General features: G+C 67.6%; 25 protein-coding genes. 17 read left to right on the forward strand and 8 right to left on the reverse strand.

The features are described from left to right. Positions 1-24 precede the first annotated feature (24 nt). From KF887_18650 to KF887_18670, 5 genes are read left to right on the forward strand one after another with little or no spacing between them, the layout of a single operon-like run. Positions 25-918: an MBL fold metallo-hydrolase gene (locus KF887_18650; protein ID QYK41360.1), complete on the forward strand. Its 894-nt coding sequence runs from the start codon at positions 25-27 to the stop codon at positions 916-918. Further along, positions 915-2,171, forward strand: coding sequence for a fumarylacetoacetase (gene fahA / locus KF887_18655; protein ID QYK41361.1), 1,257 nt, complete (start codon positions 915-917; stop codon positions 2,169-2,171). The genes KF887_18650 and fahA overlap by 4 nt, the downstream gene beginning before the upstream one ends. After that, entirely contained in the window at positions 2,168-2,692 is a 525-nt protein-coding gene (locus KF887_18660; protein ID QYK41362.1) for a DinB family protein, read from the forward strand. The genes fahA and KF887_18660 overlap by 4 nt, the downstream gene beginning before the upstream one ends. Continuing rightward, positions 2,689-2,877, forward strand: coding sequence for a hypothetical protein (locus KF887_18665; GenBank protein QYK41363.1), 189 nt, complete (start codon positions 2,689-2,691; stop codon positions 2,875-2,877). The genes KF887_18660 and KF887_18665 overlap by 4 nt, the downstream gene beginning before the upstream one ends. Then, the gene (locus tag KF887_18670) at positions 2,874-3,140 is read left to right on the forward strand and encodes a hypothetical protein (protein ID QYK41364.1); all 267 of its coding nucleotides are present in this window, start codon (positions 2,874-2,876) and stop codon (positions 3,138-3,140) included. Before KF887_18665 ends, KF887_18670 begins: the two co-directional genes overlap by 4 nt. A gap of 21 nt (positions 3,141-3,161) precedes the next feature. On the opposite strand, the gene KF887_18675 is transcribed toward KF887_18670, so the two are convergent. Then, positions 3,162-3,854 (reverse strand): GntR family transcriptional regulator, encoded by a 693-nt coding sequence (locus KF887_18675; GenBank protein QYK41365.1) that lies wholly within the window; start codon positions 3,852-3,854, stop codon positions 3,162-3,164. A gap of 109 nt (positions 3,855-3,963) precedes the next feature. On the opposite strand from KF887_18675, the gene KF887_18680 reads away from it, so the two are divergent. After that, positions 3,964-4,617 (forward strand): GntR family transcriptional regulator, encoded by a 654-nt coding sequence (locus KF887_18680; GenBank protein ID QYK43653.1) that lies wholly within the window; start codon positions 3,964-3,966, stop codon positions 4,615-4,617. A gap of 10 nt (positions 4,618-4,627) precedes the next feature. On the opposite strand, the gene KF887_18685 is transcribed toward KF887_18680, so the two are convergent. The 3 genes from KF887_18685 to dctP form a co-directional block, all read right to left on the reverse strand. Then, positions 4,628-5,923 carry a TRAP transporter large permease gene (locus KF887_18685; GenBank protein QYK41366.1) on the reverse strand — a complete coding sequence of 432 codons (1,296 nt, stop codon included), beginning with the start codon at positions 5,921-5,923 and terminating at the stop codon, positions 4,628-4,630. 1 nt (position 5,924) lies between these two features. Then, positions 5,925-6,350, reverse strand: coding sequence for a TRAP transporter small permease (locus KF887_18690; protein ID QYK43654.1), 426 nt, complete (start codon positions 6,348-6,350; stop codon positions 5,925-5,927). A gap of 66 nt (positions 6,351-6,416) precedes the next feature. Beyond that, the gene (gene dctP, locus KF887_18695; protein ID QYK41367.1) at positions 6,417-7,415 is read right to left on the reverse strand and encodes a TRAP transporter substrate-binding protein DctP; all 999 of its coding nucleotides are present in this window, start codon (positions 7,413-7,415) and stop codon (positions 6,417-6,419) included. A gap of 356 nt (positions 7,416-7,771) precedes the next feature. Between dctP and aroQ the strand changes: the two genes are divergently transcribed. Genes aroQ through KF887_18710 form a run of 3 tightly spaced genes read left to right on the forward strand, consistent with a single transcriptional unit; the run spans position 7,772 to position 10,023 of the window. Then, positions 7,772-8,206: a type II 3-dehydroquinate dehydratase gene (gene aroQ, locus KF887_18700; GenBank protein ID QYK41368.1), complete on the forward strand. Its 435-nt coding sequence runs from the start codon at positions 7,772-7,774 to the stop codon at positions 8,204-8,206. Further along, on the forward strand, positions 8,203-9,240 hold the full coding sequence (locus KF887_18705; GenBank protein ID QYK41369.1) for a Gfo/Idh/MocA family oxidoreductase: 1,038 nt from the start codon (positions 8,203-8,205) through the stop codon (positions 9,238-9,240). The genes aroQ and KF887_18705 overlap by 4 nt, the downstream gene beginning before the upstream one ends. 12 nt (positions 9,241-9,252) lie before the next feature. Further along, the gene (locus tag KF887_18710) at positions 9,253-10,023 is read left to right on the forward strand and encodes a 4-hydroxy-2-oxo-heptane-1,7-dioate aldolase (GenBank protein ID QYK41370.1); all 771 of its coding nucleotides are present in this window, start codon (positions 9,253-9,255) and stop codon (positions 10,021-10,023) included. Between the two features lie 6 nt (positions 10,024-10,029). On the opposite strand, the gene KF887_18715 is transcribed toward KF887_18710, so the two are convergent. Beyond that, entirely contained in the window at positions 10,030-10,947 is a 918-nt protein-coding gene (locus KF887_18715) for a LysR family transcriptional regulator (protein QYK41371.1), read from the reverse strand. A gap of 68 nt (positions 10,948-11,015) precedes the next feature. On the opposite strand from KF887_18715, the gene pcaD reads away from it, so the two are divergent. The 6 genes from pcaD to KF887_18745 all read left to right on the forward strand — a co-directional run bounded on the left by pcaD (position 11,016) and on the right by KF887_18745 (position 15,762). Further along, positions 11,016-11,792, forward strand: a complete 777-nt coding sequence (gene pcaD / locus KF887_18720; protein QYK41372.1) for a 3-oxoadipate enol-lactonase — start codon at positions 11,016-11,018, stop codon at positions 11,790-11,792. Further along, positions 11,785-12,189, forward strand: a complete 405-nt coding sequence (gene pcaC / locus KF887_18725; protein ID QYK41373.1) for a 4-carboxymuconolactone decarboxylase — start codon at positions 11,785-11,787, stop codon at positions 12,187-12,189. The genes pcaD and pcaC overlap by 8 nt, the downstream gene beginning before the upstream one ends. Further along, the gene (pcaH, locus tag KF887_18730) at positions 12,189-12,911 is read left to right on the forward strand and encodes a protocatechuate 3,4-dioxygenase subunit beta (protein QYK41374.1); all 723 of its coding nucleotides are present in this window, start codon (positions 12,189-12,191) and stop codon (positions 12,909-12,911) included. The genes pcaC and pcaH overlap by 1 nt, the downstream gene beginning before the upstream one ends. 1 nt (position 12,912) lies before the next feature. Then, the gene (gene pcaG, locus KF887_18735) at positions 12,913-13,524 is read left to right on the forward strand and encodes a protocatechuate 3,4-dioxygenase subunit alpha (protein ID QYK41375.1); all 612 of its coding nucleotides are present in this window, start codon (positions 12,913-12,915) and stop codon (positions 13,522-13,524) included. A 3-nt stretch (positions 13,525-13,527) separates the two neighbouring features. After that, the gene (locus tag KF887_18740) at positions 13,528-14,367 is read left to right on the forward strand and encodes a 3-keto-5-aminohexanoate cleavage protein (protein QYK41376.1); all 840 of its coding nucleotides are present in this window, start codon (positions 13,528-13,530) and stop codon (positions 14,365-14,367) included. 75 nt (positions 14,368-14,442) lie between these two features. Beyond that, a complete protein-coding gene (locus KF887_18745) occupies positions 14,443-15,762 on the forward strand; it encodes an adenylosuccinate lyase family protein (protein ID QYK41377.1) in 1,320 nt (439 codons plus the stop codon). 16 nt (positions 15,763-15,778) lie between these two features. Here the strand turns inward: KF887_18745 and KF887_18750 are convergent, their stop codons facing one another. Both KF887_18750 and KF887_18755 read right to left on the reverse strand, forming a co-directional pair. Continuing rightward, entirely contained in the window at positions 15,779-16,039 is a 261-nt protein-coding gene (locus KF887_18750; GenBank protein ID QYK41378.1) for a hypothetical protein, read from the reverse strand. Between the two features lie 80 nt (positions 16,040-16,119). Then, positions 16,120-16,845: a M48 family metallopeptidase gene (locus KF887_18755; GenBank protein ID QYK41379.1), complete on the reverse strand. Its 726-nt coding sequence runs from the start codon at positions 16,843-16,845 to the stop codon at positions 16,120-16,122. A gap of 126 nt (positions 16,846-16,971) precedes the next feature. Here KF887_18755 and KF887_18760 point away from each other — a divergent pair, with 126 nt between their 5' ends. Beyond that, positions 16,972-17,214 carry a hypothetical protein gene (locus KF887_18760; GenBank protein QYK41380.1) on the forward strand — a complete coding sequence of 81 codons (243 nt, stop codon included), beginning with the start codon at positions 16,972-16,974 and terminating at the stop codon, positions 17,212-17,214. 9 nt (positions 17,215-17,223) lie between these two features. On the opposite strand, the gene KF887_18765 is transcribed toward KF887_18760, so the two are convergent. Then, complete coding sequence (locus KF887_18765; protein QYK41381.1) at positions 17,224-17,475, reverse strand: DUF167 domain-containing protein; 252 nt, start codon at positions 17,473-17,475, stop codon at positions 17,224-17,226. Between the two features lie 89 nt (positions 17,476-17,564). Here KF887_18765 and KF887_18770 point away from each other — a divergent pair, with 89 nt between their 5' ends. Continuing rightward, the gene (locus KF887_18770; GenBank protein ID QYK41382.1) at positions 17,565-17,975 is read left to right on the forward strand and encodes a hypothetical protein; all 411 of its coding nucleotides are present in this window, start codon (positions 17,565-17,567) and stop codon (positions 17,973-17,975) included.

Raw genomic sequence — 17,975 nt, forward strand, 5'->3', positions numbered from 1 at the left:
GGCGGGGCCCGACGGGGAAACCGCATGACAGGCACCACCGCGACACCCCCGGAAACCGGCGCGGCAACCCGGCCCGACCGCCTGGTCCTGCTGGGCGTGAAGGGTGGACCGGCGATCCGCGCACGCGGCGCCATGCCGACATCGACGCTGCTGGACATGGCGGGACAACGCATTGTCATCGATTGCGGCCTCGGCGTTGCAAAGGGGCTGGTCGAGGCGGGGGCCGACCTGCGGACGATAGACCACATCGTGATCACGCATCTGCATTCGGATCATGTGCTGGAGCTTGGCCCGCTGCTGCACACGGCCTGGACCACCGGCCTTGCCCGGCCCGTCGACGTCTGGGGGCCGCCGGGCATTGACGTATACTGGCAGGGCTTCCTGGCGTCGCTGGCCTATGACATCACGATCCGCGTGCATGATGAAGGGCGCATGCCGCTGGCCGATCTGGTGCGCCTGCATGTCCATGACGAGGGCGAGGTCTTTGCAGCCCCCGGCCTGGTGGCCCGGGCCATGCGCGTGCCGCACCCGCCGCTGGAACATTGTTTCGCCTGGCGTTTCGACGGGGCAGTGTCGGTGACGCTGTCGGGCGATACGGCGTTCCACCCGCCGCTGGCCGAGTTCGCACGCGGCTCGGCGGTGCTGGTGCATGAGGCGATGCTGCCCGAGGGAATCGAGGCGATCATCGCCAAGACGGGGCTGGGCCAGCGGCTGCGCAACCATCTGCACATGGCGCATTCGACCGTCGAGCAGGCGGCTCGGATCGCACGGGCGGCCGGTGCGGGACGGCTGGTGCTGAACCACCTGATTCCGGTGGATGACCCTGCGTTCACCGATGAAGACTGGCTGGCGCGGGCCGCCGCGGTCTGGAACGGGCCGGTGACGGTCGGCCGAGATGGAATGGAGATTGAACTATGACGCTGCGCAAAAGCTGGGTGCCCGGCGCCAACGATCCGGCCGGCGACTTTCCGCTGAACAACCTTGCGCTTGGCGTGTTCTCGGTGGCGGGCGAGGACCCGCGTTGCGGCGTGGCCATCGGGGACATGGTGCTGGATGTGGCCGGCATGGAGCGCGCGGGCTGGCTGCGGCTGGCCGACGACCCTGTGATGGACCTGCCCTACTGGAACGAGGTGATGGAACTGGGCCAGAAGGCCTGGGCGCGGATGCGCACGATCCTGACGGGCTATCTGGCGGAGGGTGCCGAGACCCGTGCCGAGGTCGAACCCTTTCTGCATCCGCGGACAGGCGTCACATTGCACATGCCGATGCTGGTGGCCGAGTACACGGATTTCTACGCCAGCCGACACCATGCGTTCAACGTGGGTTCGATGTTCCGCGATCCGGCCAACGCCTTGCCGCCGAACTGGCTGCACATTCCCATCGGCTATAACGGCCGCGCATCCTCGGTGGTGGTCTCGGGCACGCCGGTGCGGCGGCCCTGGGGCCAGTTGAAGGGGCCGCAGGACGCCGCGCCGCGCCTTGCACCTTCGGCCCGGTTCGATTTCGAGTTGGAACTGGGTGCGATCGTCGGCCGCGCGTCGGACCGGCCCGTGACGGTGGCCGAGGCTGACGAGATGATCTTTGGCTATGTGCTGCTGAACGACTGGTCGGCCCGCGACATCCAGGCGTGGGAGTATCAGCCGCTGGGTCCGTTCCAGGCAAAGGCGACGGCGACGACGATCTCGCCCTGGATCGTGATGCGGGCGGCGCTGTCGGGGTTCCGCGTGCCGACGCCCGAACGCGAGGTGCCGCTTCTGCCCTATCTGGCCGAACCCGGACCGCTGGGGCAGGACATCGATCTCAGCGTGGCGCTGCGGCCGGACGGCGGCACCGAGACGGTGATCGCCCAGACCAATGCGCGCGAACTCTATTACGCTGCGGCGCAGCAACTGGCGCATCACACCCTGTGCGGCTGCCCGATGACGGTGGGCGACCTGCTGGGATCGGGCACGATCTCGGGGCCCACCGCAGGCAGCCGGGGCAGCCTGCTGGAACTGTCATGGGGCGGAAAGGAGCCGCTGGCCATCGCGGGCGGCAGTCGCAGTTTTCTGGAGGATGGCGACACCCTGATCCTGCGCGGCCATGCGCAGGGCGACGGGTTCCGGATCGGTTTCGGTGAATGCGCCGGGCGCGTCGTGCCGGCGTTGGCCGGTCCCTACGCCCTGCCATGACGTTCCGTCCGCTTTCCCTGATGGCGCGCAACAACGCCTGGGCGAACGAGACGCTACTGGCGGCCTGCGCAGGACTGGCGCCTGGGGAATGGGACGCGCGGCGGACCGCGTTCTTCCCGTCGCTGCGCGCGACGCTGGAACACCTGCATGCCGTCGATCTTTACTACATCGACGCCGTCGAGGGCGGCGGTCGCGGGCTTGGCGTGTACGATCCACACCCGTCCTTCGCCGATGTTCCGAGCCTCGCCGCCGCGCAACGCCTGTCGGACATCCGGTTGATCCGGCTGGCCGAGCAGGTTGATCCCATGCAGCCGGTCGACACCGACCGCGGCGCACAGGGCATGGTCACCGAGACTGCGGGGGCGGTGCTGCTGCATCTGTTCCAGCATCAGATCCACCACCGTGGGCAGGCCCATGCCATGCTTTCGGGCAGTTCCGTGCCACCGCCGCAACTGGACGATTTCCATCTTGCCTTTGGACGGGTCCCCGCCGCCGGCGCCTGGCTGGAGCCTTCGTCTTGACCCGGGGCGAGGCATGGTTCCGGCTGGCCTTCTCGGCCGTCGGGCTGGCGCTGCTGGCCGCTGTCCTTGCGGTGCATGGCCTGCCCGAAGGTCCGGGGCTGGTCGAGGTGGCGGGAATTGCCGGGGTGTTCTTCGGCTGGTCGGCCTTCGCCGCGACGCGGTTCCTGTTGCGGGGGAAGGGATGACACTGTGGCACGCCCTGCTGCTGGCCCAGGCCGCAGTCTTTGTCGTCTGGGCGGTACTGGCCTTCCGCATCCTGTTCCGCCTGCGCGCGCGCGCCGTCCGGGACAGTGGCCGCACCTTTCCCGGGCTGGGTGCGACGCTGCGCAGCTTTCGCGGCTTTGTCACACGCCCCGACGATCGCGCAGACCGCACCCGCCTGGTGCTGCTGACGCTGGTGCTGGCCGGTCTTTCTGTGGCGATCGCACTGACCGGCGGGCGGGCGTAGCGCGGCGGCGGTCCCGACCGGTCAGCCCTGCCCGGGTGTTGTGCCGGCGGCCGCCGCGAGGGCCGCCTGCAACGTCTCGCCCGTCCGGTGGATGTGGGCACGCAGCGCAGCGGTCGCGCGCTCCGCATCGCGGGCGGCAACGGCATCTGCAATCGCCGCGTGTTCGGCCCGCACATCCCGGTCGGGCGCCGCCGCAATCGGGAACAGCCGCCGGTAGCGGTCATGCAGGTCGTGCAGCGTGGTGCACAACCGCAGCAGCATCGGCATTCCGCAGCCCCGGATCAGCGCCATGTGAAACGCGGCATGCGCGGCTTCCCACGCCTCCTGCGTCTGCCGGTGCTCGGTATGGCGTTCGGTCCGGTTCAGCCGGTACAGCGCGCGCATGACATCGCTTTCCCAATCCAGATCACCCGCAACGATGCTCGCCCCCAGGGCCAGGACTTCCAGTTCTGCGCGCAGGCGCGTGACCTCGGCAAGGTCGGCTGCCGACACCGGCGACACACGGTATCCACGCTGATCCTCGAACGTCACCAGACCATCGCCCACCAGGCGGGCCACAGCCTCGCGCAGGGGGCTGATCGAGACGCCATGCGCGAGACGCAGACGATCAAGGTTGATCTTGGCACCCGGTGGCGGGTCGCCACGAAGGATCGCATCGCGCAGATCCGCGGCGATCCGGCTGGACAGGGTTTCCTTGCTCGGCGCCCCGGTCATCCCATGCTCCTGCCCTGAACCATGAACGACGATCTGGCCTGTCTGGGGAAAACGGCTAGGATCATGCGCGACGTGTGTCTGGCATGGGATCGGGTCCGTGGCGCTGTCGATGTTTCAGGCCGCCTATCAACGCATCCGGTCGGACATCGTGTTCGGTCGCCTGCCCCCGGCTGCCCGGCTGCGTCTGGAGGATCTGCGCGAATCCTACGGCACCTCGGTTCCCACCCTGCGCGAGGTGCTGAACCGGCTGACATCCGAGGGGCTGGTGGTGACCGAGGATCAGCGCGGATTTGCGGTTGCCCCCGTTTCCGCGGCGAACCTGCTGGAACTGGCCGCGTTGCGCAAGCTGATCGAACTGGACGCGCTCGCGCAGTCCCTGCGTTTGGGCGACATCGCGTGGGAGGCCGACGTGGTCGCGGCGCATCACAAGCTTGCCCGGATGGAGGCGCGGATGCAGGCAGGCGAGACGGTCGACCGGACAGAATGGAAGCGCTACGACTTCGGTTTTCACCAGACCCTGATCGGCGCCTGCCGGTCGGCCGAACTGATGGCGGTGCATGGCGCCGTGTTCGACAAGTACCTGCGCTACCAGATGCTGTACCTGACCTATCGCGGCGCCATCGCAGCGGCCGAGCACCGCGCGCTTCTTGAGGCGGCACTTGCCCGCGATGTGGATGCGGCCCAGGCGGTTCTGGTGCGGCACATCGACGGGGGCGTGGAGCACGCCCTCGCCGCGCATGGCACGAGGCCGGGAGCCGGGTGAAGGCTGCCGGTCACCCCGCATAGCCGAACTGGCGCGGCAGCCAGAGCGACAGGCCGGGAAAGAAGATGAGACACATCAGCGCCACCAGCAACGCGAACAGGAACGGCAGGACATTCACGATGATGTCGCGCAGCGGGATCCCGGTGACCGCGTTGATGACGAACAGCAGCATGCCGTAGGGTGGCGTGATCAGCCCGATCATGCAGTTCACGACCGCGACCACGCCGAAATGCACCAGGTCGATGCCCAGGGCCTGACATGTCGGCACGAACAGCGGCAGGATGACCAGGATGATGGTGGTCGCATCCAGCAGGCAGCCCAGAAGCAGAAGCAGCAGGTTGATCGCCAGCAGGAACACGATCGGGCTCATCTCCATCCCGGCAAGCCAGGACTGCAATGCATTCGGGATGCGTTCGGATGCGACGATGTAGTTGAAGATCAGCGCACAGCCGATGACGATGCCGACCGTCGCGGCCTGCCGGGCGCTGTCGACGACCTGCCGCCAGAAGACGGCGACGGACAGCGACCGGTAGAGCAGCACAGCCAGCAGCAGCGCGTAGAGCGCGGCGATCGAGGCGGCCTCGGTGGGCGTTGTGGCACCGCCATAGATGCCGCCCAGCAGGATCACCGGCATCAGGAGCACGGGCACCGCCTGCACGGTCAGGCGGGGAATGTCGCGGACCGGAACCGGCGCTTCCTGCTGCACCCCCATCTGTGTGGCGCGGATGTGGTTCATGACCATCAGCATCACGGCCATCAGGAACCCGGGAACGATGCCAGCAAGGAACAGGTAGCCGATGGATTGGCCCGAGATCAGCGCATACATCACCATCGGGATCGAGGGCGGAATGATCGGGCCGATGGTGGCCGAGGCGGCGGTGATCGCAGCGGCATAGCCGCGCGGATAGCGTCCGTCCTTCGTCATCATGCCGATGATGATCTTGCCGATGCCCGCCGCATCAGCCACCGCCGATCCCGACATGCCCGCGAAGATGAGCGAGGACACGATGTTGACGTGGCCAAGCCCGCCCCGGAACCGCCCCACGACGGCGACACAGAAGCCCAGCAGGCGCTCGCTGATCGCGCCGGCGTTCATGATGTTGGCCGCTATGATGAACAGCGGCACCGCCAGCAGGATGTAGCCGTCATAGATCGACTGGATCAGCTGTTCGGCGGCCAGCCCCATGTCGGCCCCGATCACCCCGAGATAGACGATCCCGCCGAGGAGAAGGGCATAGGCGATCGGCGTGCCGATGGCAGCCAGCAGGAACACCGCGACCAGGCAGACGAGGAAGCCCAGGCTCATCTCAGGGATCCGTCCGCTGCGGGTTGCGGAGGATCTGGGCCAGACGCCAGCCATATCCCACGATCAGCGCGCCGCAGAACAGCATGTAGACAATGAAAATCCAGTTCAGCGGAATGCGAAGCGTCGCGCTCCGCTTGATGCGGTAGAAATCGACGTAGTCCCAGCTTGCAGGCAGCGCGACCGCGATCCCGACGACGATGCAGGCCGCAGACAATGCGCCGAGGATGCGCTGCGTGCCGGGGCTTGCCATCTGATAGAGCAGATCGAACTTCACATGATCGCGGTCCGCAAGGCAAAGCCCGGCGCCCCAGAGGACCAGCCAGAGCCAGAGCGTCAGGCAGACCTCCACGGTCCAGCCAACCGGCAGGTTGAACAGGTATCGCGCGGCGATCTGCGCGATGAAGACGGCGAACATCGCAAGAAGCATGCCCGCCGCCACACCATCGGCAGCGTGGCGCAACCCGGTCAGGATGCGCGACACCGGGGTGGAACCCTAGTTCCCGGCGGCGTTGATCGCATCCACGATCCCGGCAGGCCATGCCGCCGCATAGGGCGAGGCAAGATAGTCTGCCTGCACCTTGGCACGGAATGCGGCGATGTCGGGTTCATAGACCTTCAGGCCCTGGTCCTTCATGAACTGGACAAGCTCGTCCTCAAGGCCCAGCTGCCGCTGCCGCGCGGCCTCGGCCGCCGCATCGGCCGCAGCCTGCGTCGCGGCCTGCTGGTCCGGGGTCATTCCGTCCCAGACCTTCTTGGAGATGGCCAGATAGTTCAGGTCGACCAGATGCGAGGTCAGCACGATCTGCTTTGTCACCTCGTAGAACTTCGAATCGCGCACCGTCGGCAGCGGGTTGTCCTGCCCGTCGACGGCGCCGGTCTGAAGCGCAGTGTAGATTTCCCCGAAGGCGACAGGCACCGGATTGGCCCCAAGCGCCGAGCCGAGGAACTGCCAGGCGTCCGTGCCGGGCATCCGCAGCTTGACGCCCGAAAGATCGGCCGGGGTCTTGACCTCCTGCTCGCCGCGCAGGTTCACGTGGCGGCGGCCAAGATACATCACTGTCAGCAGTTTCACCCCAAGTTCATCCTCGGCCTTCTTCTTGAACGGATCCATCAGCGGATCGTTGAAGACGGCAACCTGATGCGCCGCATCGCGGTGCAGGTACCCGGCCGTGAAGACCGAGAACTCGGGGAAGAACGTCGCCAGTTCCTGCGCCGAGGTGATGGCCATTTCCAGGTTGCCGCGTGCGATCGCCTCAAGCTCGGTCGCCTGCTTGAACAGGGTGCCGTTGTAATGCGGCTCGTAGTTGGCGAATTCGGCCACGCCGGGTCCGAACACCTCGGCAAGCGCGCGGGTGCGCTGATCGGTCTCGGTGGCGACGGTGGACATGCGAAGCTGGATCTTGTCCTGCGCGGCTGCGATGCCTGCGGACAGTGCCAGGGCAACAGCGGCCGAGGCCGCAAGCATAGCGCGGCGCGTGGTGGTGAACGGCATGGGCTCCTCCCTCCCGAATGGTCGAATCGCCTCTTGGCGGGCGACATGCGGGACGGTCGCAGGATTGCCGCCACCTGTCCATAAAAAGCCTTACGAAGCCGCCTTTCGTCGATTGTGCAGAAATTTCATATGAGGCGCCGGATAATCGTTTTTTCTTTCCAACGTCCGGCGCAGCATCTAGAAACCCTCCGGCGTGCTTTGCCGGGAGGGGCCATGACAACGCGACTGTCGGGTTGCCGATCCTGCGGCCCACCGCCGGACGGCCAGCAATCCGCCGTTGCCGCGATGCCCCAGGTTGCGGCAAGGTCGCGCCTGCACGGCACCCCGCCCAGACCGAACCCCCGGAGATCCGACAGATGCCCACCGTCCACATCCTGAACGGCCCGAACCTGAACCTGCTCGGGCGGCGCCAGCCGGAAATCTACGGGCGTGAAACGATGGATGACGTGCGGACAGCCTGCGTGGCGCTTGGGCAGGGTCTCGGGCTGGCCGTGGAACTGTTCCAGTCAAACCACGAAGGCATCATAGTCGACCAGATCCACATAGCGCGAGAGGCGGCGCAGGGCATCGTCATCAACCCCGGCGCCTACACCCACACGTCCGTCGCCATCCTGGACGCGCTGAATGCGTTCGAGGGCCCTGTCATCGAGGTCCACATCTCGAACGTCCACAAGCGCGAGTCCTTCCGGCACCATTCCTACGTTTCGCTGCGCGCCGATGGCGTGATCGCGGGGCTGGGCACCGAGGGGTATCAGGCCGCCGTCCGGCGAATGGCCACGCTGCTGGGATGATGCAAGAAACCCCGATCGCGGTGGTGGGGGCAGGCCTGATCGGCCAGCGGCATCTGGCGGCCCTCCGCACCGCCGGCGGCGTGCGCCCGGCTGCCGTCATCGACCCGGCACCCGCGTTACGCGAGGTGGCCGAGGCCATGGGCCTGCCCTGGTTTCCGTCGCTGTCCGACTTGCCGCACGGGGTGGCGGCGGGGGCAATCCTGGCAACGCCGAACCAGCTGCATGTGTCGGGTGCCCTGGATGCGCTGTCGATGGGCCTGCCCGTGCTGGTCGAAAAACCGCTTGCGACGGATGTCGAGGGGGCGGGGCGGATCGTGGACGCGGGGCGCGCGGCGGGCCTGCCGGTTCTGACCGGCCATCATCGCCGTCACAACCCGCTGATCGCGGAGGCAAAGTCGCTGATCGACAGCGGCGGGATCGGCGCCATCGTCTCGGTCCACGGGATGTTCTGGCTGGAAAAGCCCGCCAGCTATTTCGCGAACGACTGGCGCCGCCGGCCCGGCGCCGGTCCGGTGCTGCTGAACTGCATCCATGACATCGATCTGCTGCGCCACCTGGCGGGCGAGATCGTGGCGGTTCAGTCCGTGGTCACGCGCGCGATCCGGGGGCACGCGGTCGAGGATGCGGCGGCCGTGGTCATCGAATTCGCCAGTGGCGCAATCGGCACGCTGAGCGTCGCCGACTGCATTCCCGCACCGTGGAGTTGGGAACTGGCTTCGGGCGAGAACCCCGACTATCCGCCGGCGGGCCAGTCCTGCTATCAGATCGGCGGAACAACGGGCGCCCTTGAACTTCCTGCGCTGCGCGTCTGGCGCCATGACGGCCCGCGCGGCTGGTGGGATCCGATCACCGCAGCCACGCTGCCGCGCGGCCATGGCGACCCGCTGATACGGCAGGCCGAGCAGTTCGGCCGCGTCATCCGTGGCGAGGAGCCACCACTCGTCTCGGGCGAGGACGGACGGCGCAGCCTTGCGGTGGCGCTTGCCGTCCACCGCGCCGCAGAAACCCGAACCCGGATCGTCATCGCCCCATGAAGGAGCCTGCCAATGGACCTGCCACGCAACACATTCAAGGCCGCGCTGCGCGAGGGGCGCCAGCAGATCGGCATCTGGTGCTCGATCCCGGGGGCGGGCCATGCCGAGTCGCTTGCCGGTTGCGGGTTCGACTGGATGCTGATCGACACCGAACACACGACGACTGACCTGACGACGGTGCAGGCCATGCTGGCTGCGGTCGCACCCTACCCCACCCATTGCGCGGTGCGCCCGGGCTGGAACGACGCGGTCGAGATCAAGCGGCTTCTGGATGCGGGGGCGCAGACGATTCTGGTGCCCTATGTCCAGTCTACGGCCGAGGCCGCCCGCGCCGTCGCCGCCTGCCGCTACCCGCCGGAAGGCACGCGCGGCGTGGCGGGTATCACGCGGGCGTCGCGCTTTGGCCTGGTGCCTGACTACATCGCGCGCGCAAACGCGGAAATCTGCCTGCTTGTGCAGGTGGAAACGGCCGAGGCGCTCGGCCAGATCGAGGCGATCGCTGCGGTTGACGGGGTGGATGGCATATTCATCGGGCCCGCGGATCTGGCCACCTCGATGGGATACCCCGGCAACACGGCCCACCCCGCCGTTCACAAGGCGATCCTGTCGGCCATCGCCCGTATCCGGGCAGCCGGGAAACCGGCAGGCATCCTGTCACTCGACCCTGACCTGCTCGACGCGGCCGTTGCCGCCGGAACGATGTTCACCGCGGTCGATGTCGATGCGGCGATCCTGCTGCGGCATGCGCGCGAGGCCGCGACGGCCTGGAAAGCCCGCACATGAGGGCGATCAGTCGGTACGTCCCGCCGCGTCGCGCAGGATGGCCGACAGGATCTCGGCATCCTCACTGGTCGCGCCCTGGCGGCCGGTGATGCCGACGGCACCCGACAGGAACCGCGCCGCCGCGGGCATCAGGATGAGTTCGCCGCGCTCCAGTTCCTCCAGGATCACGCCGCGCGAGATGAACCACACGGCGTCGGACCCCCGCACGATGCCGCGACCCAGGGCAAGTGCCACCGTCTCGACGGCCGGGCGGATTCCGGCCAGACCCTGCGATGCCAGGAAATCGTCGACGGCTCGCCGGATGATGGCACCGGCGGGGGGCAGGATAACCGGAACCCGGGCCAGCATCTCGGCCAAAGGCGCAACGGCCATCGGGTGACCCGCGCGGGCACACAGCACGATATCCTCTTCATAGAGATGTGCGAAGCTCAGGCCCGCCATCTCGTCCGGCGCGGGCATCCGACCCAGCATGAGGTCAATGCGGCCCCGGCGCAGCAGTTCCATCAGAAACGCATGTGGCCCCGTCGTCACCGTCAGCACCGTGCCCGGCCGCAGCGCATGGAACCGCAGGGCGGCCTGAGGAAACAGCCGCGTCGCGGCGGTCGGCAGGACACCCACGCTCAGCCGGCCACCGGGGCCGCCGGGCCGCATCGCCGCCGCGCCCTGGTCAAGCGCGGCCAGGGCCTGGGCGGCATGGCGACGGAACACCTGACCCGCCTCGGTCAGAACCAGACGCCGCCCCGTGCGAAGGAACAGCGACTGTCCAAGAAGCACCTCAAGCTCGGCCAGCGACCGGGACACGGCAGGCTGGGTGATGCCCTGCTGTCGTGCCACGGCCGACAGGTTTCCGCTGGCGGCAATGTCCAGAAACACCCGGACATGGCGAAGCTTGATCCCGGGGTGCATGCCCAGGTGATTATGCATCTTCCCACATTTCGCATTTCCTTTGGCAATAACCATGTGCAAAAGTCATGCCAAGGCAGGGGGGAAGAATGCAAGTCCTGATGCGCCCGTGGGGCGCCATGCATGTGCGCACAGAAGGTTCGGGGCCGCTCGTGCTCTTTGCGAACTCGCTGGGCACCGATCTGCGGCTGTGGGATGACGTCTTGCCGCTGCTGCCTTCAGGGCTGCGATTTGCACGGTTCGACAAACCGGGCCACGGACTTTCCGACTTGGCACCCGAGGTCACGATCGACAGTCTCGCCGATGATGCGGCCGCGCTGATCACTGATGCAGGGCAATCCGCCGTGGTGGTTGGCCTGTCAATCGGGGGCCAGATTGCGCAGGCTGTCGCCGCCCGGCGCCCCGATCTGGTGCGCGCGATCGTGCTGTCGAACACCGCCGCGCGGCTTGGATCGGCCGAAAGCTGGCAAGCCCGGATCGCCGCGGTATCTGCCAGCGGCATCGAAGGGATTGCCGACGCGGTTCTGGACCGCTGGTTCGCTGCACCTTTCCGGCACAGCGACGCCTGCGCGCCCTGGCGGGCGATGCTGACGCGCACGCCGGCAACCGGATACATCGCCGCCTGCCGGGCGCTCGCCGCATCCGATCTTGCGGCGACAACGGCGGCGCTTCGGCGGCCCGCGATGGTGATCGCCGGAGAGCATGATGGCGCCTCGCCGCCCGATCTGGTGCGCGCGACCGCCGATCTGATCCCGGGCGCGGCGTTCCACGTCATCCCGGGGGCGGGCCACCTGCCCCCGGTCGAAACCCCCGCCGCGTTTGCCGCACTCCTGTCCCCGTTCCTCATCGAGCACGCGCATGCCTGACGACAATCCTGCCACCCCGGTCTCCGCCCTCGGCGAGGCCACGCGCCGCCGTGTCCTGGGGCACGCGCATGTGGATCGGTCGCTCAACGCCGCCACGCCGTTCGACGCGCCGTTCCAGCGGCTGATCACCGACGCCGCCTGGGGCCATGTCTGGGGGCGCGACACGCTGCCCCTGCGCGAGCGTTCGATGCTGACCATCGCGCTGCTGGCGGGACTGGGCAACGATGAGGAACTGCGCCTGCATCTACGGGCCACGGCCAACACCGGCGCCACCGAGGATGACGTGATGGAGGTGCTGCTGCACGTCGCCATCTATGCGGGCGTACCCCGCGCGAACCATGCCATGAAGATTGCAAGGGAGGTCTTTGCCGCGATGGCAAGGCAGGAGGAGTCGTGATGAAACCCGCCGAATTCCATCAGCGCGACCGGCTGTGGCAGCCGCCTGCGCTGGCCCCCGACTACAAGACCAGCGTGGCGCGCAGTCCGCGCCTCGCCATGCTGTCGCTGCAGAATTCGATGTCGGAGATCACCGGACCGACCTTCGGCCATGGCGACATCGACCCGATCGACAACGATCTGATCCGGAACTACGCAAAGACCGGCGATCCGGTCGGCGAACGCATCATCGTGCATGGTCGTGTGCTGGACGAGAACGGGCGCGGCGTGCCGGACACGCTGGTGGAGATCTGGCAGGCCAACGCGGGCGGCCGGTATCGCCACAAGAAGGATACCTACCTTGCCCCCATCGACCCCAATTTCGGCGGATGCGGGAGGACGCTGACGGATGCTGATGGCTACTACGTCTTCCGCACGGTCAAGCCAGGCGCCTACCCGTGGCGCAACTGGGTGAACAACTGGCGCCCGGCGCATATCCATGTCTCGGTATTCGGCACCGCCTTCGCGCAGCGCCTGATCACCCAGATGTATTTCGAGGGCGATCCCCTGATCGCGCAATGTCCGATCATACGGACCATTCCCGATCCGCGCGCCATCGACCAACTGATCGCGCCGCTGGACATGAATTCGGCGATCCCGCTGGACAGCCTGGCCTACAAGTTCGACATCATATTGCGGGGACGGCGCTCCACGCTGTTCGAGAACCGGCTGGAGGGAAACTGACATGCCGCAGCCCCTGAACTATCTGAAGGAAAGCCCGTCCCAGACCGCCGGTCCCTATGTGCATATCGGCCTGGCACCCGGCGCGGCGGGGTTCGACATCTACCGGAACGAGCTCGGCCAGGACATCGCCGGACCCGACGCCGCCGGCGAGCGTATCCGGGTCGAGGGGTTGGTCATCGACGGCACCGGCGCACCGGTCAAGGATGCGATGCTGGAGGTCTGGCAGGCCGATGCCGCGGGCATCTATCCGCATGCCGAAGATCCCCGCCATGCCGATGTTGCCCCGGGTTTTCGCGGCTGGGGACGGGTGATCACCGACTTCGAAAGCGGCCTCTGGTCATTCGGCACGGTCAAGCCCGGCCCGGTCATGGGGCGCAACGGCCGCTGGATGGCGCCGCACCTCAACCTCTGGATCGTCGCGCGCGGGATCAACATCGGCCTGAACACGCGGATGTACTTCGAGGACGAGGACAACACGGCAGACCCCGTGCTGAACCTCGTGGAACAGGTGCAGCGCAGGTCCACCCTGATCGCACGGAAGACATCGCCTTCAACCTACCGTTTCGACATCCGTCTTCAGGGCGAGGGTGAAACGGTCTTTCTGGATATCTGACCAATGACCAATCCCTGCATCATCTGCGTCGCCATCACCGGATCGCTGCCGACCAAGGAAAACAACCCTGCGGTTCCCATCACCATCGCCGAACAGATCGAAAGCACGCAGGAGGCCTTCGAGGCGGGTGCCAGCATCGTGCACTGCCATGTGCGAGATGACGCGGGCAAGCCCACCTCGGACCCTGATCGCTTCGCCCGGCTGATGGAGGGGCTGGCAAGGCACTGTCCCGGCATGATCGTGCAGCTTTCCACCGGTGGCAGGTCGGGCGCCGGGCAGGAACGCGGCGGCATGTTGCCGCTGCGGCCCGACATGGCCTCGCTCGCCGTGGGGTCGAACAACTTTCCGACCCGCGTCTACGAGAACCCGCCGCAACTGGTAGACTGGCTCGCATCCGAAATGATCGCGCATGACGTCAAGCCGGAGGTCGAGGCATTCGACCTTTCGCACATCACGCAGGCCGCGGCGATGGCCCGCGACGGACGGCTGAAGGGCCCGCTCTACGTGCAGTTCGTGATGGGGGTGAAGAACGGGATGCCCGCCGATGAACGCATCTTCGACTTCTATGTCGAGACACTGAACCGTCTGGCGCCCGGATCGCAATGGTGCGCTGCCGGGATCGGCGCGACACAGACCATCGTCAACGAATGGTGCATCGCCAAGGGCGGACACACGCGGACGGGGATGGAAGACAACGTGCGGCTGGACCGGGAACACCTTGCGCCGTCGAACGCGGCGCTCGTGCGCCGTGCGGTCGAGATCTGCCAGCGCCACGACCGCCCGGTTGCGACGTGGCAGGAGGCGCGCACGATACTGGGGCTGCGGATGCCGCAGGCAGCCTGACTTCCTGGCCCCTGCCCTCTCATTGCCGGCGGGGCGCGGGCCTGTCCGAACCCGCCGCAGCATCGGAACCGCGCCATGCCCGCCCATCCCGCCGACAGCGCCCTTTACGCCCGCCTGCTGGGCGACGCCGAGACAGCGCGGCTGTTCACCGACACGGCCGAGATCCGCGCGATGCTGCTGGTCGAGGGGGCCCTTGCACGCGTGCAGGGTGACCTTGGCCTGATCCCCGAGGCTGCGGCGGCCTTCCTGCACCGGGCGGCCCAGGAGGTGCAGATCGACGCCGCCGAACTGGCGCCGGGCACCGCCGCGAACGGGGTTCCCGTACCCGATCTCGTCGCGGCCTTCCGCAAGGCCAGCGGCGCGCCCGAGCACGCGCAATGGCTGCACTGGGGGGCCACGTCACAGGATATAGCGGATACCGGCCTGATGCTGCGGCTGCGTCAGGTGCTGACGATCTGGGAGACCCGCATGGCAGCGATCCTGCGCGGCTTTGCGGATCTTGCGACGGTGCACGCCGATACACCGATGGTCGCGCGCACCTACGGGCAGGCGGCGGTGCCGACCACATTCGGTGCCGTGGTTGCGGGCTGGGGTTCACCGTTTCTGCGGCATCGCGAACGGCTGGCCGACCTGCGCCCGCGTCTGCTGGCCGTGCAGTTCGGGGGGGCGGCGGGCACGCTTTCGGCGCTTGGCGCGGACGGCCCCGCGGTGCGTGCCGCACTCGCGCGGACGCTCGGCCTGACCGATCCGGGCGGACCCTGGCATTCGGACCGTGACCGGATCGCCGAGCTCGCCAGCCTTGCCGCCGGGATTGCCGTTGCCGCAGGGAAGGTCGGCGAGGATCTGACGCTTCTGGCGCAGACCGGCATTGCGGAGGTTGGCATCACCGGGGCAGGCGCATCATCGACCATGCCGCAAAAGGAAAATCCGGTGGCGGCGGCCGTCCTTGTTGCACTTGCGCGGTCGGCGGGCGGGCTGGCCGCGACACTGGCGGGCGCGGGGTTGCACCGTCAGGCGCGCGATGGCGCCGCATGGTTCACCGAATGGCTGACGCTGCCGCCCCTGATGATCACCACCGGCGCCGCGTTGCGGGTACTGGCCGAAACCATCCCCCGGCTGCGCCCCGATGCAACAGCGATGGAACGTGCCCTTGGCAGCGACAGCGGCCTGATCGCGGCCGAGAGCATCACCTTCGCGCTTGCCGGTCACATGCCGCGACCCGAGGCGCAGGCGGCGGTCAAGGCAATGGCGGCCGAGGCGCGGGCAACGGGACAGATGCTCGCCGATCTCGCGGCCACGCGCTTTCCCGATCTGAACATCGGCATCAGGCCCGACCTTGGCGAGTCACCGGCCATCGCCCGCCGCTTTGCAGAACGGGTCGCGGCCTCGGGTTGACCCGCCCCTCGGCCCGTCAGCGCGGCTGCACCAGTGCTTCTATCTCGCCCGCGTTCGGGCAGATTTCGGGCAGATGCCTGGGCCAGGGCTGCGACCTTGCCAGCCAGACGGTGCACTCCGCATCATGGCCACAGCGGTCGCAGCGGTTGACCATGCCGATGAGTTCGGTCCTGCTCAACCAACCCTCGACAACGGCGCCGGGCAGATTCACCCCTGCTGCCCGCGCCATCCCGAGGGTAAGCCAGAACGCTCCCGGGTGATCCTGATTGACGATCATGTCCGCTCCCTTCACTCGATCACAGGGTGCGGTTCGCCGTTGCATGCCGCCTTGACCCAGATCAAGGCGATGCGCCCGGCTCAGCGGAGCGCAGCCACCGTTCGGCGAACCACGTTGCGCCGTTCGGCATTCGGGGGGTGGCTGCCAAGAAAACGGTCGCCCGGATCGGGCAGGCGGTCAAAGAATGCCGAACCGCGCACCGGGTCGAAACCGGCACGGAACGCGATTTCGGCACCCAGTGCATCGGCCTGAAGTTCGAATTCCTTCGAGAAGCGTCTTGCACCCAATGTGGCGCCCACATCCTGCGCGCTGCGCACCGCCGCCGCGTCCGCCCCGCCAAGCGCCGCCAGCACCCCGGCCAGCAGTGCTGTCTCGGTCGCGCTCTGCTGAACCAGCGGGATGTGGCCCAGAATGTGATGCGCCGCCTCGTGACCCACGACAAAGGCGATCTCGTCGATGTTGCGCGCATTGGCGATCAGCGACGGGGTAAAGCCCAGAACCGGCCGACCGGCCCGGTCCAGCGTCTGGAAGGCGTTCGGCGGCTGTCCCGGGCGGTCGTCGATCACGACACGAAAGGCACAGGGCACCCCGCGCGTGCGGGCACGGCAATACGCCTCGGCCACCGGCTGCACGCGATCGACCGCCGCCACGAAGTTCTGCGCTGCGGCGCGGGGCGGCAAGAGGTCGGACGGCCGGGTCGCGGAAACCTCGACCGGCTGCGGCGCGGGCACCGGCAGCGCAACGTCGTAGGTCGGCATGCATCCGGCAAGCGCCGCCGCCAGCAAGAGCCCGCCAAGCCACCGCATTCGCCATCTCCCTCGCGAGCCTTCCCGGAACTGTCTAGCAGAACAGATCGGGCCGGAAAGGGCCGCGCGATGCCGGGTCACGCAAGGGTGTTGTCGCCTCGCTATCGTCGCCGTATGGTCGCCCGCATGTTCACGATCGAGCACGAATTCGACGCCACGGTGATCACCCTGATCGACGAAGGCGGCACGCATCTTGTCGAAGATGTGGTGATCCACGCCTTCGATGATTGCGTGACAATCACCCAGGAGGACGAGCGCGAAGGCGGCCCGGTGACGGTCACGCTGTCGATGGCGCAGTTGCGCGACCTGATGGCGGCGCTTGACCTGCCCGAAGGCAGCTACCGGCTGTCGCGCCCGGTCGGCGATTGAGCGTGCAGGTCAATCCAGCCTGAACAGCTTGTCCCGTGCGGTCGCACCTCGCACCAGTACCAACCGGGTTCTCGCGACGCCCAGTGCCTCTGCCAGCAGGTTGCGCACCGCCTCATTGGCGCGCCCGTCCTCGGCAGGCGCGGTGACGTGAACGCGCAGCGTGCCGTCATCGGCGACCGCCAGCGCACTGCGCCTGGCACGCGGCGTTGCGCGCAGCGCAAACATGGTGCCCGGGACGGCCAGGTGCGACAGGTCGATCATGGCGATGTCCTGCCGCGCCGCAGGAGTTGACGCAAGCACCCCATGGCCGACCTGCCACCGCTGCGCTACCCTTGCGGCAGGAGGTACCCATGCGTCCCATCGTCATTGCCCGCCTGTCTGTCCTGCTGGCACTTGCAGCATGCGCCACCCCGCAAGAGGCCTGCATTGCGCGTGAGACGCGCGACCTGCGCGTTCTCGACCGCCTGATCGCAGAGACCGAGGGCAATCTCGCCCGCGGCTATGCCATCGAGGAGTACACGGTCGACATCACAGTCATGGGGACCTGTCTGGAAGGCGGCGGAAAGGACGAGACCGGGGCCACCCTGCCGCCGATCGCCGTATCCTGCTTTCAGGATCGCGAGGTCACGCGCACCCGGCCCAAGGCAATCGACCTGAACGCCGAGCGACAGAAACTGTCGTCGATGCAGGCGAAGCGCGCAGAACGGGCCCGCGCCGCAGCCCCGGCCGTCGCATCCTGCCGGGCGCAATACCCCGAATAG

This window comes from Paracoccaceae bacterium (assembly GCA_019454225.1).
Taxonomy (GTDB): domain Bacteria; phylum Pseudomonadota; class Alphaproteobacteria; order Rhodobacterales; family Rhodobacteraceae.

Coding starts and splice junctions, on each gene's coding strand:
- KF887_18650 (QYK41360.1), top strand. CDS start 25: ATGACAGGCACCACCGCGACACCCCCGGAAACCGGCGCGGCAACCCGG.
- fahA (QYK41361.1), top strand. CDS start 915: ATGACGCTGCGCAAAAGCTGGGTGCCCGGCGCCAACGATCCGGCCGGC.
- KF887_18660 (QYK41362.1), top strand. CDS start 2,168: ATGACGTTCCGTCCGCTTTCCCTGATGGCGCGCAACAACGCCTGGGCG.
- KF887_18670 (QYK41364.1), top strand. CDS start 2,874: ATGACACTGTGGCACGCCCTGCTGCTGGCCCAGGCCGCAGTCTTTGTC.
- KF887_18675 (QYK41365.1), bottom strand. CDS start 3,854: ATGACCGGGGCGCCGAGCAAGGAAACCCTGTCCAGCCGGATCGCCGCG.
- KF887_18680 (QYK43653.1), top strand. CDS start 3,964: ATGTTTCAGGCCGCCTATCAACGCATCCGGTCGGACATCGTGTTCGGT.
- KF887_18685 (QYK41366.1), bottom strand. CDS start 5,923: ATGAGCCTGGGCTTCCTCGTCTGCCTGGTCGCGGTGTTCCTGCTGGCT.
- KF887_18690 (QYK43654.1), bottom strand. CDS start 6,350: ATGCTTCTTGCGATGTTCGCCGTCTTCATCGCGCAGATCGCCGCGCGA.
- dctP (QYK41367.1), bottom strand. CDS start 7,415: ATGCCGTTCACCACCACGCGCCGCGCTATGCTTGCGGCCTCGGCCGCT.
- aroQ (QYK41368.1), top strand. CDS start 7,772: ATGCCCACCGTCCACATCCTGAACGGCCCGAACCTGAACCTGCTCGGG.
- KF887_18705 (QYK41369.1), top strand. CDS start 8,203: ATGATGCAAGAAACCCCGATCGCGGTGGTGGGGGCAGGCCTGATCGGC.
- KF887_18710 (QYK41370.1), top strand. CDS start 9,253: ATGGACCTGCCACGCAACACATTCAAGGCCGCGCTGCGCGAGGGGCGC.
- KF887_18715 (QYK41371.1), bottom strand. CDS start 10,947: ATGCATAATCACCTGGGCATGCACCCCGGGATCAAGCTTCGCCATGTC.
- pcaD (QYK41372.1), top strand. CDS start 11,016: ATGCAAGTCCTGATGCGCCCGTGGGGCGCCATGCATGTGCGCACAGAA.
- pcaC (QYK41373.1), top strand. CDS start 11,785: ATGCCTGACGACAATCCTGCCACCCCGGTCTCCGCCCTCGGCGAGGCC.
- pcaH (QYK41374.1), top strand. CDS start 12,189: ATGAAACCCGCCGAATTCCATCAGCGCGACCGGCTGTGGCAGCCGCCT.
- pcaG (QYK41375.1), top strand. CDS start 12,913: ATGCCGCAGCCCCTGAACTATCTGAAGGAAAGCCCGTCCCAGACCGCC.
- KF887_18740 (QYK41376.1), top strand. CDS start 13,528: ATGACCAATCCCTGCATCATCTGCGTCGCCATCACCGGATCGCTGCCG.
- KF887_18745 (QYK41377.1), top strand. CDS start 14,443: ATGCCCGCCCATCCCGCCGACAGCGCCCTTTACGCCCGCCTGCTGGGC.
- KF887_18750 (QYK41378.1), bottom strand. CDS start 16,039: ATGATCGTCAATCAGGATCACCCGGGAGCGTTCTGGCTTACCCTCGGG.
- KF887_18755 (QYK41379.1), bottom strand. CDS start 16,845: ATGCGGTGGCTTGGCGGGCTCTTGCTGGCGGCGGCGCTTGCCGGATGC.
- KF887_18760 (QYK41380.1), top strand. CDS start 16,972: ATGTTCACGATCGAGCACGAATTCGACGCCACGGTGATCACCCTGATC.
- KF887_18765 (QYK41381.1), bottom strand. CDS start 17,475: ATGATCGACCTGTCGCACCTGGCCGTCCCGGGCACCATGTTTGCGCTG.
- KF887_18770 (QYK41382.1), top strand. CDS start 17,565: ATGCGTCCCATCGTCATTGCCCGCCTGTCTGTCCTGCTGGCACTTGCA.